13 protein-coding genes are annotated in these 12949 nt (G+C 69.7%); 11 read left to right on the forward strand and 2 right to left on the reverse strand.

What is annotated here, in order from left to right:
• Positions 1-46 precede the first annotated feature (46 nt).
• Together ACYQ5L_RS16650 and ACYQ5L_RS16655 are read right to left on the reverse strand one after the other, a co-directional pair.
• A complete protein-coding gene (locus ACYQ5L_RS16650) occupies positions 47-3238 on the reverse strand; it encodes a ferritin-like domain-containing protein (RefSeq protein WP_459958587.1) in 3192 nt (1063 codons plus the stop codon).
• Between the two features lie 31 nt (positions 3239-3269).
• On the reverse strand, positions 3270-3983 hold the full coding sequence (locus ACYQ5L_RS16655; protein ID WP_459958589.1) for a class I SAM-dependent methyltransferase: 714 nt from the start codon (positions 3981-3983) through the stop codon (positions 3270-3272).
• Positions 3984-4224: 241 nt separating this feature from the next.
• Between ACYQ5L_RS16655 and ACYQ5L_RS16660 the strand changes: the two genes are divergently transcribed.
• The 11 genes from ACYQ5L_RS16660 to ACYQ5L_RS16710 all read left to right on the forward strand — a co-directional run bounded on the left by ACYQ5L_RS16660 (position 4225) and on the right by ACYQ5L_RS16710 (position 12938).
• The gene (locus ACYQ5L_RS16660; RefSeq protein WP_459958593.1) at positions 4225-5868 is read left to right on the forward strand and encodes an FAD-dependent monooxygenase; all 1644 of its coding nucleotides are present in this window, start codon (positions 4225-4227) and stop codon (positions 5866-5868) included.
• Positions 5865-6602, forward strand: a complete 738-nt coding sequence (gene fabG / locus ACYQ5L_RS16665; RefSeq protein WP_459958596.1) for a 3-oxoacyl-ACP reductase FabG — start codon at positions 5865-5867, stop codon at positions 6600-6602. Before ACYQ5L_RS16660 ends, fabG begins: the two co-directional genes overlap by 4 nt.
• Positions 6599-6955, forward strand: coding sequence for a 3-hydroxyacyl-ACP dehydratase FabZ family protein (locus tag ACYQ5L_RS16670; protein WP_459958599.1), 357 nt, complete (start codon positions 6599-6601; stop codon positions 6953-6955). The genes fabG and ACYQ5L_RS16670 overlap by 4 nt, the downstream gene beginning before the upstream one ends.
• Entirely contained in the window at positions 6952-7422 is a 471-nt protein-coding gene (locus ACYQ5L_RS16675; protein ID WP_459958602.1) for a 3-hydroxyacyl-ACP dehydratase FabZ family protein, read from the forward strand. Before ACYQ5L_RS16670 ends, ACYQ5L_RS16675 begins: the two co-directional genes overlap by 4 nt.
• Positions 7423-7445: 23 nt before the next feature.
• Positions 7446-7718, forward strand: coding sequence for an acyl carrier protein (locus ACYQ5L_RS16680; RefSeq protein ID WP_379195433.1), 273 nt, complete (start codon positions 7446-7448; stop codon positions 7716-7718).
• On the forward strand, positions 7715-8920 hold the full coding sequence (locus tag ACYQ5L_RS16685) for a beta-ketoacyl-[acyl-carrier-protein] synthase family protein (protein ID WP_459958605.1): 1206 nt from the start codon (positions 7715-7717) through the stop codon (positions 8918-8920). The genes ACYQ5L_RS16680 and ACYQ5L_RS16685 overlap by 4 nt, the downstream gene beginning before the upstream one ends.
• Positions 8920-9747, forward strand: a complete 828-nt coding sequence (locus ACYQ5L_RS16690) for a beta-ketoacyl synthase N-terminal-like domain-containing protein (RefSeq protein WP_459958608.1) — start codon at positions 8920-8922, stop codon at positions 9745-9747. Before ACYQ5L_RS16685 ends, ACYQ5L_RS16690 begins: the two co-directional genes overlap by 1 nt.
• An 80-nt stretch (positions 9748-9827) precedes the next feature.
• Positions 9828-10751: a thiamine pyrophosphate-dependent dehydrogenase E1 component subunit alpha gene (locus ACYQ5L_RS16695; protein WP_459958610.1), complete on the forward strand. Its 924-nt coding sequence runs from the start codon at positions 9828-9830 to the stop codon at positions 10749-10751.
• Positions 10745-11722: an alpha-ketoacid dehydrogenase subunit beta gene (locus tag ACYQ5L_RS16700; protein ID WP_459958613.1), complete on the forward strand. Its 978-nt coding sequence runs from the start codon at positions 10745-10747 to the stop codon at positions 11720-11722. The genes ACYQ5L_RS16695 and ACYQ5L_RS16700 overlap by 7 nt, the downstream gene beginning before the upstream one ends.
• Positions 11719-11994 carry a lipoyl domain-containing protein gene (locus tag ACYQ5L_RS16705; RefSeq protein WP_379195442.1) on the forward strand — a complete coding sequence of 92 codons (276 nt, stop codon included), beginning with the start codon at positions 11719-11721 and terminating at the stop codon, positions 11992-11994. Before ACYQ5L_RS16700 ends, ACYQ5L_RS16705 begins: the two co-directional genes overlap by 4 nt.
• Complete coding sequence (locus tag ACYQ5L_RS16710) at positions 11991-12938, forward strand: 3-oxoacyl-[acyl-carrier-protein] synthase III C-terminal domain-containing protein (protein ID WP_459958617.1); 948 nt, start codon at positions 11991-11993, stop codon at positions 12936-12938. The genes ACYQ5L_RS16705 and ACYQ5L_RS16710 overlap by 4 nt, the downstream gene beginning before the upstream one ends.
• Positions 12939-12949: the final 11 nt, after the last annotated feature.

Consider the following 12949-nt stretch of genomic DNA (forward strand, 5'->3'; position numbering starts at 1 on the left):
CTCGAATAGTTGTCGGCGTGCCGAAATACGAGTGCCGGCGCGCCGATCAGGGGATATCCGCGCCCGCGGTCCGGAACTGCCCGGCGAGAAACGCCAGCAGGTCCGCCACCGCGGGCGTCAGCCCGGTGCACTGCCGGGCCAGCCCGGCGATCTGCTCGGCCTCGCGCGCCAGGCATTCCATCGCGACATCGGGTCGCGGGATGTACAGCAATTCGCCCTCCAGCTCGAAGGACGGCCCCGCCGTGCGGCCCGGCCGTCCGGAGGGCAGGGTCACGATCAGCTCGCCGACGGGGCGCAGCACCGCGACCATCAGATCCAGAGACCAATTCATCAGCCGCGACCGCCGCAGATTGCTGTCCGGGCAGTAGCCGAAATGCTGCACCATGAGCTGCATGGCCAGCTGATACGAGCGGTTGAACACGGTCATTGCCAGCCGCGCGGGCGGATGCGTGACGAGATCCTTGGCGGCGTCTCCGGCCCGCAGGGTCGGATTGCGCAGCACCGGGTAGGCTGGGTTCCACGGGATACGCCGTCCCGCAGGGTCTTTCGTGCGCTCGACGGCCAGCGCGTCGGAGATGCGCAGGAAGGTGTCGAAGTGCGACTCCTCCGCGGGTAGCAGCGAGCTGATCTTCCCGCCCTCCCCGTGCTCGGTCACGAAATCGATGGCGAACATCGCGCTCTCGACATCGTCGACCGCCAGCTGATAGTCCGGGTGCACGGCATTGACGGATTCGCGCATGAACAGGTGATGTGTTCCGCCGCTGTGGCCCTTGCGGGCGACCAGCGCGCCCGGCACGCGCTGAATGCCGTCGCGAATGGCGGCGTACAGCTCGCTCAGCGAGCCGTACGCGTGCGCCGCATCGGGCACACCGGTATCCCCGGCGAGGGCGGGCAGCAGATCGAAGGGCTGTTCCAGCGCGGCGAACCGCTGCACGGCAGCGAGACCGAAGGGCTCCAAGGAGAATTCGAGCGGTACGCACACCTGGCCGTTGAGTGCGCCGAAATCCAGCCGCGGCACATGGAACGGGCGGCCCATGGCCATCAGAATGTTGTTGATCGCCAGGAAGTGCATCATCTCCTCCCTGGCCACGTTCAGCAGCGCGCCGCGCCAGCCGTTGGCCAGCGTCCCGGCGCCGCGGCCGCAGGCGAGATCCAATTGCTCGGCACTCCATTCACCCTGTGCCACATACTGTTTCGCGGCACCGTGCGTCGGTATGGAGTACGCCGCGTACAGGTACTGGATCATGACGGCCAATTCGACGGTCAGCGCCTGATCCAGCGCCCGCAGCAACTCCTCCCGCGTGGTGATGACGCCGATCTCGCGGCGGCGCGAGGTCAGGGCGGGCGGCGTCTGCCGTTTCGCCTCGCCCGCTTCGAGATAGCGCAGCAGCAGCCGGATCTGCGGTGTGCCGAGGTCGCGGGTGGACGGCATGTAGAAGGTGCGGTCGCGATGGCGGGCGTCGCTGACGTGCCAGATCAGCCGGGCGTACGGTTCCACCTTGAACTCGTCGGCGAGGCTGAAAACCTCCGCGCGCATGAACGAGTACAGCAGCTCGTAGTACGCGAACACCTCGCGGTAGAGCACGTCGAAGGTGATCTCGTCGTCGGCCAGCTCGTCGAGGTGCCAGTAGTCGGGCAACACCCGCACCGCGAGACTACCGGCGGCGGACCAGTATTCGAACTCATCGTCATTGTCGTAGGCCGCGGTGGCCGTGGCGGCGGGCGGGGAGGGCGTGCCGCCCGGCTGCAGCAGCACCCTGGCGGCCCCGCCCCGCAAGCCCTTGACCGTGACCACGGCACGCCCGCGCGCATCCGTGCCGACGGTGCACTCGGCGGCGTACTCGGCGTCACCCGGGCCCCGGAACGCCACGACGGCAATGTCTTCCGGCCTGGCATCCGCAGCCTGTGCGACCGGATCGAGGGGCAGGGCGCGCGGATTGAAGAACTGCCGTACGTGAATCTCGCTGACATGCGCGGGTTCGCCGCGCACATAGCACCGCAGCGGAATCTCGACCGCGAAGTCCTCTCCGGTGCGGCTGTTGGGATGCTCCAGGAACAGGCACGCGTCATCGGACTGCACGACCGACTCGACCTCCTCCAGGAGCACCCGTCCCCCAGCGGAGATGTGCAGCGCGGCACCGGGATTACCACGCCCGTCGTCGAGGCGGGGCACGGTGACGATGCCCGAGGTTCGTTCGAGCTCCCGGTCCCCGTAGGCGCCGGCCGGGATGACGGCGACGAGTGTTCCGTGCGCCGTGCGCAATTCGAGATCCCCGATATCGGCGGCCGGGACGACGCGATGGGTGGGACCCGGGCCGCGTTGCGCGGCACGGTGTCCGGCGCGAATCGCGGTGACGAGATTCGCGGTCACCTCGGTGTCGCCGATCCGCACGCTCATGGTGTGCAGCGGGGCCGCCGCGCCGCCGGGCCCGCCTGCCGTCGCGCTCAGCAGCCGTCCGGCGGGATAGGTCCGCAATTCGTGTGCCCGCCACGGCCCGACCGTGCCGCGCACATCCCAGTGATCCGGCTCGTCCGGAGCGGTCGGCGTGGCCATATTGGTGAGCGCGAACTGCACCACCAGGCCGTCGGCGGAGCCCGAATCGACGAGCTGCCGCAGCGCGGCCAGGACCGGGGAGCCGGCGGCGCCCGCCAGCCAGTGCAGATCCTCGTCGCCGCGTACCGTGAACTGGTATACCACTGAGCGCCGAAACCATTGTGCGAGTGGATGTTCGCCGACCTCGCGAATATGGGCGAAGTCCTGCCAGCGCGGCGGGCTGCAGCCCTCGACGTCGCCGGTCACCAGATAACCGACCTCGTGCGAGCGCCCGAGCCTGCCCAGCGCCAGTTGCCCGACCATGACCGTGGTGGTCCAGTTCGAGGCCGGATCCACATCGAAGACCCGGGACCGATTGGCGGTGCCCGCGGTGTACTCGCAGTAGTGCCCCCAGAAATCGATCTGCCGCCCCACGATCGGATCCGAGGTGTCCACCAGCCCGGCCACCCGCTCACAGCCGGTCACCGCCGCGTCGATCCAGAAGTGCCCATTGCCCCCGCAGTGTTCGCCGCGTCGTTCCAGGAATTCGACGTATTCGCCGACCGGTCGATCCAGCGGAAACGGCCCGTCATCGGTCAGCGCGCGATTGGTGGCCAAATCCAGTAGTCCGGAGCGCGGCCCGGTCGGCAGCCGCGTCACCGCGACGCCGGAGAAATGCAGCCGCGGTGTTTCGAGGACGCTCATGCACCCTCCTTTCCCGCCGGAATTCGACGGCTCACGGCGCGTCCCACACCGCGCCGGTCATGGTCGGAATCAGATTCGGAGTGATCCGCACGCCCGGCAGCGCCGCCGCGTATTCGCGGGTGAATTCGGAGTCGGTGAGCGGCAGGCAGGTGGCGCTCATTTCCCGCCAGCGCGGATGCAGCATCATGCGCATGGAATCGACGGCGGCCTCCACATCGCCGGAGGCTTCGTAGATGATGCGGGCGGTATCGAACGCGTAGGAGCTCGGCAGCTCGGCCGGGGCGCCGTCCGGGCGGGTGACGTCGATGACGATCAGCCGGCCGCCGGGCGCGACCAGATCGCGCAGCCGTGGCAGCACCATCTGTACGGGACCCATGTGGAATACCGCGTTCACCGACATGACCAGGTCGAATCTGCCGTCTTGGGCCGGGTCGAGGCTGAGGGCGCTGCGGCAGTCGTACCGCACCGGAACCCGGCTGGGTTTCGCCGCCGCGATATCGAGCATGCGCTGGGCGATGTCCACGCCGACGACCTCGTCGTAGCGTTCGGTGAGCAGTACGCAGTTGTTGCCGCTGCCGCAGCCGGCGTCGAGGGCCCGGCTGCCCGGCGGCAATTGCTCGATGAGCCATTTCCGGATCGGGCTGGTGACCGCATCGCGAACCCGGGTGAATCGCTCGTACAGTTCGGCGAGGTCGTCGAAATAGGGTTCGGATTCTGGCACTGGCGTACCGGCTCGAGTGGTCATACCGCGAACGTACGTCCGCCGTCGCGGCGACGTCAGGGCCGAGAGCGGCCCGGACCGGGAAACCGCGCACTCGTGCGGGGTGGCCGCGGGCGAATGCGGGATATGGCGCGGCGGCAGGCGTTCACCCGGATATCGAAACTACACACCGAGGCGGTGTCCGAGCCGTCGAACACATGATGTGGTGCGCCCCGGCCCTTGGGAATACTCGCCGCATGAGCACCGAATTCACGCGGGTCACCGAATGAACAGCGAAGCCGTGCACGCCGACCACGATTGCGATGTGCTCGTCGCCGGAGCGGGCCCGAGCGGGCTGTGCGCCGCACTATTGCTGGCGCAGAACGGAGTTCGAGTACGCGTCCTGGATCCCAAGCACGGTCCGGTCGAGCAGGCGCGCGCCGCCATCGTGCACGCGCGCACCCTGGAGTTGTTCGATCGCCTCGGCGTCGCCGGGCAGGCCGTGGCACGGGGACTGCCCATCACCCATGTGGCCCTGCACGAAACCGGCCGCCAGGTGGGGGAGATGCCCTTGGCGGGCGCGGGCGCCGCCGATCGGACGCGTTTCCCCTACGCCTTGGCGCTGGAGCAATCCGAGACCGAACAGCTGCTGGTGGCCGCCCTCGCGGCGCACCAGGTGGAAATCGAATGGGGTTGTGCCGTCCAGGATCTCATCGAAACAAGCGAAGGTCTGCGGGTGCTCGCGCGACGCGGCGGGACCACCGTGGAGGTGACCGCGCGGTGGGTCGTCGGCGCGGACGGCGCGAGCAGCACCGTGCGGCGGCTGCTGGGACTGGACTTCGACGGCGAAACCTACACGCAGAGCGGCATGCTCGCCGATGTCACTCTCGACGTCGACCTCGGCATCGAGGGGATGCGGCTCAATCTCACCCCCGGCGGCTTTGTCGGGCTGCTCCCGCTGGCCAGCGGACGCTACCGGCTCTTCGGCGTGGTGCCACCGAGTCTGCACCGCGCCCCGGACGCCGGCGGCGCCCCGACCCACGAGGCGTACGCGCCGCTCGACCACGCGGATCTGCAGCGCTGGTTCGACGAGTACTTCCGGGTGGACGCGCGGCTGCGAGAGGTGGTGTGGGCCTCGATGTTCCGCTTCCACAGCCGGATCGCGCAGCGCTTCCGCGCCGGGAACGTCTTCCTCGTCGGCGATGCCGCGCACATCCACAATCCGGCGGGTGGGCAGGGACTCAATCTCGGTGTCGGCGACGCCGTGAACCTGGCGTGGAAGCTCGCCCAGGTGGTCAATGGGCAGGCGCCGGCGTGGCTGTTGGACACCTATGAGGTCGAGCGGCGCCCCATCGCGGCGACCGTGCTGGCGCGCACCGATATCGGCTTCAAACTGGAGACCGCCACCGATGCGGTGGCCGTGTGGATGCGTGCGCACGTCGCCACCCGGCTCATCGGCATTGTCAGCCGGCTGGCGCCGGTGCGGCGACTGTTCTTCCAGCTGTTCTCCCAGTTGTGGATCTCCTACCGGGACAGTCCCGCCGTCGCGACCGCGCGCGGGCGGGGGCCGCGGCCGGGCGACCGCGCACCCTATGCGCCGCTGGCCGAGAGTCCGGACGGCGCGCGCAGTGTGCTGGACTTGACGCACGGAACTGGTTATCACGCTCTGTTTTTCGGCGTCGACGGCAGCGCGCGGGCGGGGGAGCTGGCCGAGCTGCTGGTCACCCGGTACGCGTCGGCGATCTCCTGCCACGTGCTGCCGCGGCAGGAGGCCGCGGCATACGCCGCCTATCGCGTCGACGGCCCCAAGCTGGTGCTGGTGCGCCCGGACGGTCATATCGCCGCCATCGCGAATCCCGTCGACCCCGGCGAGATGGACTCCGTGCTGCGATATCTCGACTGGGTGCTGGTTCCCGTGGTGGCGGCATGACCGGCCGCGTCGCCGTCGTCTCCGGCGCCTCCCGGGGAATCGGTGCGGCGATCATCTGCGAGTTGGCGGCCGCCGGATATCTGACGGTGGGACTGCATGTCCGGCAGACGGATTCATCGGAGGCCGTGCGGGACCGGATCCGGGCCGTCGACTCGCGCAATGCGTTGATGGTGTGCGACACCACCGACCGAGCCCGCGTCGCGGAGGTGTTCGCCCGCATCACCGAGACGATGGGCGCGGTCACCGATCTCGTCAACTGCGCGGGCGTGACCCGGGACGGTCCGCTCGCCCTCATGCCCGATGCGAACTGGGATGACGTCGTGCGCACCAACCTGACCGGAACCTACAATGTGACAAGGCAATTCGTGTATCCCGCCATGCGGAACGGCTTCGGGGTCGTCACGAACATCTCCAGTATCTCCGGTGTGCACGGCAATGCGGGGCAGGCCAACTACGCCGCCGCCAAAGCCGGGCTGGACGGGTTCACCCGATCTCTCGCCAAGGAGGTCGGCAGATCGGGGGTGCGGGTCAATTCGGTCGCGCCGGGCTTCATCGACACCGATATGACCGCCGGACTCACCGAGACGCAGCGCAAGCGCGTCACCTCGTCGATCTCCCTGCGCCGGTTGGGCGTTCCCGGTGATGTCGCGAGCGTGGTCGCATTCCTGCATTCGGCGGGGGCCGGATACATCACCGGACAGACCATTGTCGTGGACGGCGGTACCCGGCTGTGAGCGCCTACGCCTCGTGCACCGGCGTCCCGGATTCGCTGCGCCGCGAGGGCGATGAGGTCGTGCTGGTGAAGCGCATCGCCGCGGACGAACCCTATCTGTCCGGGCACTTTCCCGGTGACCCGGTGTATCCGGGCGTCTTTCTGATCGACCTGTGCCTCAAGATGGTTCCGGAGCTGTCCGGCGCGGCCGCGGACCGCTTCACGCTGCGCTCGGTGCGCTTCTTCAGGCCCATCCGGCCGGGCGACGAGATCACCATCCGCGGATCACGGTCCGGCGCCGGAACCCGGTTCCTCGGACGCACACGGGACGGGACCACAGCGTTCACCCTGCACCTGTCGGGTGATTCGGCATGATCCTGTCCGGTAAAGCGCTGCGGTGCGTGCTGCCACACCGCCCGCCCATGCTGCTGGTCGATCAGGTCGATCTGGATCTCGCGGAGCGAACGGCCGTGGGGCACAAGAGCATTACCGCGGTCGAACCGTGCTACGGCCGGTGCGAATCGACCGGCGGCATCGCCTATCCACCCGGGCTGGTCCTCGAGTCCATGCTGCAAACCTGTGCGGCGCTGTGGGTTTCGCTGCGCCGCGTGGAGGTCGCCGAAGCCGGCGATCCCACCCTGCTGTTCGGGAAGGCGGAGCGGGTGCGGTTTCTCGGGTCCGCCCGGCCGGGACAGGTCCTGTGCCATCACATCGCCATAGCGAAGCAGATCGGCGGGGTCGCCTTCATGAGCGGCCGCACCACGTGCGACGGCGAATTGATGGTCGTCGCCGAATCGCTCGTCGGCGCAACCGGCCGGCCGCGTCCGGACCGGTCCGCATGACACCTATCGACGAAGGAGAGAAAATGGACGGCAATACCATCGAGCGCCGGACCGACCGCCTCGAGACCCTGCGCGGACTGATCGCCGCGGTCCTCGAGATCGAGCCGGAGGAACTGACCGACGAAGGGCAGTTCGGCGAGGAGTACGACGCGGATTCGCTCAGTGCCATCGAGATCCTGTCCCGCATCGACAAGGAGTTCGGCGTCGAGATCCCGACCGCGGAGGTCGAGCGAATGGACAACCTGGTGCACGTGTACGACGTGGTCGCCGCGTACGCCCGCTGGGATGCGCGGTGACCCGCGTCGCCGTCACGGGCCTGGGCCCGGTCTCGAGCATCGGCATCGGGCGGGCGGACTTCGAACGGAACCTGTTCGCCGGTGTCGTCGGCACCAGCGAGATCGAATCGTTCGACTCGTCCGGATTCCGGACCCACCGGGCCGGGGAGGTCAAGGGGTTCGCGCCGGACGACATCTGTGAACACGTGGAGGAGCGGGACTTCGGCAGAACCTCGCTGTTCGCCGCGAGCGCCGCGCGGCTGGCGGTGCGGGACGCCGGACTGTCGGGTGCGGATCTGGCCGCCGCGCGCACCACGGTCTGCATGGGCACGACGAAGGGCGAGTCGCGGGAACTCGAGCATGCGACCGAGCAGTTCTATCTCTCCACACCGGGCCATATGAGCCCCGTGGTCGCCGCCCGGCTGGCGCCCGCCGCCATCACCCGCGCGGTGCGTACGGAGATCGCCGCGGGACCCGGCCCCGACCATCTGTTCGGCACCGCCTGTGCGGCGAGCAACTACTCGATCGCCTACGGCGCATTGCTGATCGAGTCGGGGGCCGCCGATATCGTGGTGGCGGGCGGCGCGGACTCGGTGGTGCGGTGGGCGCACGCCGCATTCTTCCGGGTCGGCGCGCTCGCCCCGGATGTGTGCCGTCCCTTCGACGCCGACCGGCAGGGCATTCTCACCGCCGAGGGCGGCGTGGCGCTGGTGCTGGAATCCGAGACGCACGCCCGCGCACGCGGCGCCGAGATCCTCGCCTACGTGCTGGGCGCGGGCATGAACTGCGACGCCGCACACGTCTCCGCGCCCGATCGCGACTCCATCGCCCGCTGCATTCGCATGGCACACCGGCGCGCCGGGATAGCGCCCGGCGATATCGACTACATCTGCGCGCACGGCACCGGCACCCGAGCCAATGACGCGACGGAGGCCGCGGCCATCCTCGATGTCTTCGGAAGCCAACCCCCGCCGGTCAGTTCGATCAAGTCGATGCTCGGCCACACCATGGGCGCGGCCGCCGGGTTCGGGGCCGTGGCCTGCGTGCTGGCCTTGCTGCGCGGGCAGTGCCCGCCCACCGCGAACCTGCGCCGCCTCGATCCCGCCCTCGGCCTGCCGAATGTGGTGGCGGGCGCCGCGCAGCCCGCCGCGCTGCGCGTGGTGCAGAACCACGGGTTCGCCTTCGGCGGCAACAATGCCATTGTCGTCCTCGGAGCCGCCTGATGTGGATCTCGTGTCAGAGCGTCGGCGCGGTCACGCGATTCGGTCTCGGCTTCGATCCCGGCGCGGACTACACCGGGGCCCCGCGCGGCGACCTCGCGCTGCCGCCGTTCGATGCCAGGGAAGAGCTGGGACGCAAGGGATTCGGCATGCTGGATCGCACCGCCGTGCTCGCGCTGCTCGCCGCGCGCGATTGCCTGGCGGGCCGCGAGATCGACCCCGACGGCACCGGGGTGACGGTGGGCACGACCATCGGGGGATTCGAGGCCGCTGCCGACTTCGCGAGCCGCCCGCTGCTCGAGGAGAAGCCGTATGACGTTCCACCCCTCCGGTTTCCGACTGCGGTCATGAACTTCGCCGCCGGGCAGATCGCCATTCGACACCGGCTGCGCGGCGCCAACACCACCATCGCGGGCGGCGAGTCCGCCGGTCTCACCGCGCTGCGCTACCTGACCACCCTGTTCGAAGCCGACATGATCGAGGCATCGCTGCTGGTGGTGGCCGAGGAACTGTCGCCGCACCGGCTCGCCGCCTGCGCGCCGGCCGCCCGGCCGGCCTGCGCGGAGGCCGCCACGGCCTTCCTGCTCCGGCCGGGCAGTGTGGACGACCGCTTGTTCCGGATGCGCGTGACGCCGCCGGAACCGCCGCCGGACCCCGGGCCGCACCTCGATATCGATTCGTGCCGAAGGTCTTTCGGCAGTGTCGGCGCGGCCGTATTCGGCTGCCAACTGCTCATGGCCCAATCCATGCTGCACGTGGATGCCACACGCACGGTGTCCATTGCCGCCGCGCGCCCCGCCGTGACGCCCGGCTGCGAGGTCGCGCCATGACCCGGGGGATCGACGTCGGTCCGCACCGGGATCGCCACGCAGACCAGGCGAGCCACGCTGCCCACAACCGAGATGGCGCGGTGACCGGCGGAACGGTGGCGTGCACCGAACTCGAGACGGGGACACGGCGGTCGCTGCTGCGGTCCATGCTCGTCGCGCGCGGGATCGACGAGGAGGCGACCCTGCTGCAGAAGCAGGGTGCGGTGGACCTGTGGCTGTCCTGCCGCGGTCAGGAGGCCGCGCAGGTCGGTTCGGCGTTCGGCGCCGGAAGCGATCCGGTCGTGTTCCCCAGCTATCGCGAGCATGCGGTGGCGCTGGTGCGCGGGGTGCGGCCGGAGGAACTGGTCGCGCAATGGGCCGGGCGCACATTGTGCGGCTGGCGGCCCCGCGAGCTGCGGTTCTTTCCCTACACCCTGGTGCTCGCCGCACAGACGCTGCACGCGGTCGGGTATGCGCTGGGCAGGCGGCTGAGCGGGCATGCGGAGCCGGTGCTGGTCTACGTCGGCGACGGAGCGACCAGTGAGGGGGATATGTCCGAGGCGCTGAACCTCGCCGCCGTCGAATCGGCGCCGGTGCTGTTCCTGTGCCAGAACAACGGGTGGGCGATATCCAAACCCGTCGCCGAGCAGATGGCCACCACGCTGGCCGCGCGCGCCGGTGGTTTCGGCATCCGGGCCGCGCGCGTCGACGGCGGCGATCCCGAGATCGTGCACCGCGCCACCGCGCGCGCCGCCGAGAGCGTCCGCCGCACCGGGCAGCCCTATCTCCTCGAAATGAAAGTCGATCGCATGCGCGGGCATTCGACCGCGGATGCGCAACAGCTGTATCGCGATGCGGATGACATGGAGCGCGCCGAGGCCGCCGACCCCGTTGCCGCCTACACCGCGCGGCTGCTGGATGAGCGCGTCGTGGACCGCGAATGGCTGGACACCGTCGCCGCCGAGGTCGCGCACGCCCGGCGGGAGCTGGCGCGGAGGTATCAATCGCGGAGGGATCAATGCTGAACGAGAAGCGGTCGCCATGCCTGGCCGAGGCCATCAATGCCACCCTCGCCGGACTGCTGACCGATGATCCGCGCACCGTCCTGCTGGGCGAGGACATCGGCCGGCTGGGCGGGGTATTCCGGGTTACTCGTGATCTGCGGCGGCGTTTCGGGCCGGACCGCGTGCGCGATACGGTGCTGGCCGAGTCCAGCATCATCGGCAGCGCCATCGGGATGTCCCTGGCCGGGCTGGTCCCCATCTGCGAGATCCAATTCGACGGGTTCGTCTTCCCGGCGGCGAATCAGCTTGTCACCCAGGCGAGCCGAATGGTCGACCGGTGGAACGGCGACCTGGCGCTCAACCTCGTCGTGCGGGTGCCCAGCGGCGGCGGATTCCGCGGCGTCGAACACCACAGCGATTCCAACGAGGCGTTCTTCGCGCACGCGCCCGGGATTTCGGTGGCCTGCCCGTCCACACCCGGCGACGCGGCGCGCATTCTGCGCCACGCCGCGGGTCTCGGCCGCCCGGTCATGATCTACGAGCCGATTCGGTTGTACTGGCGCAGGGAGCTGCCCGAGCGCGCCGACATCGGCGCGGAGTCCGCGACCGGCGCGCGCATCGCCCGCACGGGTGCGGATCTCACGGTCGTGACCTTCGGGGCCATGACCTGCGATGTGCTCACGGCCGCGGCGGCGGCCGACGTGGAGGCCGAGGTCATCGATCTGCGCTGGGTATCGCCCATCGACATCGACGCCATTCTGACCTCGGTCGCCCGGACCGGCCGATTGCTGATCGTGCACGAGGCGGCCGGGTTCGCGGGCATCGGCGCGGAGATCGCGGCGATGGTGTGCGAGAACGGTTTTCATCACTTGCGCGGCCCGATTCGCCGGGTGGCGGCGCGGGGCGGCGGTTACCCGCCCGCCGATTTCGAGAACGACCACGTGCCCGGGGTCGAACGGATCATCGAGGAAATACGGAAGGCGGTCGGATGAATACCCACGCGGCGGTCGTACCGGTCCCGGCGCTCGGCCACGGGCTGGACGAGGCCCTGCTGATCGAATGGCGCGTCGCCGTCGGCGCGCGCGTGCGGCGCGGCGACCTGGTGGCGGTGCTCGAAACCGACAAGGCGGCAGTCGATGTCGTCGCGGAACGGTCCGGGTCGATCGTCGCCCGGTGCGTGGACGCGCGCTCCATCGTCCGGCCCGGACAGCCGCTGTATCGCCTCGCCGCCGAGGACGACGGCGAAGAGTCGGGGGCGCGATGAATTCCGGCATCGTGGATCTCGCGGTGGCGCGGCCGGGCGAGCTCATCGGCAATGAGCGGTTCGAAGCGATCGGGCTGACCGACGAGTGGATCCGCCGCCGCACCGGCATTGCCGGCAGGCACTGGTTGCCCGCGGACGGGTCACTGGCCGAGCTCGCCGCCGCCGCGTGCGCTCCCGTCATCGAACGGACCGCGGACGAGAACGCGATCGGGGCGCTGCTGGTAATCAATACCTCGGCGCGACAGCGCATTCCGGGAATCGCGCAGGAGATCGCCGAGCGCGCCGGACTGACCGGATCGGTCATGGCCCTGGATCTGAACGCGGCCTGCTGCGGATTCGTCTTCGGTCTGGTGAACGCGTTGTCGCTGTGCGACTCCGGCCGGGTCGGATCGGTGCTGGTGTGCACCGCCGAGGCCATGTCCGCGGTGGTGGACCGGACCGACCGCAAGACCGCCTGCCTGTTCGGCGACGGCGCGGCCGCCGTGCTGGTCGCGGCCCGCGCCGAATTCCGGCCCTTCCACTGTGTGGCGGGCGGCGACGGCGCGGGCGCGGCGCTGATGCGGGAGGACCCGGCCGGCGGCATCCAGCTGGACGGAATCTCCGTCTACCACCGTGCGGTCCGCAGGATGAGCGAGTCCGCCCGGCGCTTGTTCGAGGTCGACCCGAAACCCTCTGTGCTGGTGGGGCATCAGGCCAATGGGCGAATCCTCGAGCAGATCCGGCTGCACACCGCCGATCTGGGCGTGCCCTTCGTCAATCGCATCGCGCACTCCGCCAACACCTGCTCGGCGACCATTCCGCTGGCCCTCGCCGACGAACTGGATGCCGCCGCGCTGCCTCCGCGCGGGCGTCTGGGGGCGGTCGCCTACGGCGCCGGTGAATCCTGGGGCGGCGTTTCCGTGGACTACGACCTGCGGCGCGCGGCCGGGCCGCGCGCCGGATGAGGACCGCAGCC

Source organism: Nocardia sp. IFM 10818 (assembly GCF_054655275.1).

Bases quoted from the DNA above. Each gene is read 5' to 3' on its own strand.
- ACYQ5L_RS16680 (WP_379195433.1), top strand. From the start codon at position 7,446: ATGGACGGCAATACCATCGAGCGCCGGACCGACCGCCTCGAGACCCTG.
- ACYQ5L_RS16710 (WP_459958617.1), top strand. From the start codon at position 11,991: ATGAATTCCGGCATCGTGGATCTCGCGGTGGCGCGGCCGGGCGAGCTC.
- ACYQ5L_RS16675 (WP_459958602.1), top strand. From the start codon at position 6,952: ATGATCCTGTCCGGTAAAGCGCTGCGGTGCGTGCTGCCACACCGCCCG.
- ACYQ5L_RS16690 (WP_459958608.1), top strand. From the start codon at position 8,920: ATGTGGATCTCGTGTCAGAGCGTCGGCGCGGTCACGCGATTCGGTCTC.
- fabG (WP_459958596.1), top strand. From the start codon at position 5,865: ATGACCGGCCGCGTCGCCGTCGTCTCCGGCGCCTCCCGGGGAATCGGT.
- ACYQ5L_RS16700 (WP_459958613.1), top strand. From the start codon at position 10,745: ATGCTGAACGAGAAGCGGTCGCCATGCCTGGCCGAGGCCATCAATGCC.
- ACYQ5L_RS16660 (WP_459958593.1), top strand. From the start codon at position 4,225: ATGAACAGCGAAGCCGTGCACGCCGACCACGATTGCGATGTGCTCGTC.
- ACYQ5L_RS16650 (WP_459958587.1), bottom strand. From the start codon at position 3,238: ATGAGCGTCCTCGAAACACCGCGGCTGCATTTCTCCGGCGTCGCGGTG.
- ACYQ5L_RS16655 (WP_459958589.1), bottom strand. From the start codon at position 3,983: ATGACCACTCGAGCCGGTACGCCAGTGCCAGAATCCGAACCCTATTTC.
- ACYQ5L_RS16705 (WP_379195442.1), top strand. From the start codon at position 11,719: ATGAATACCCACGCGGCGGTCGTACCGGTCCCGGCGCTCGGCCACGGG.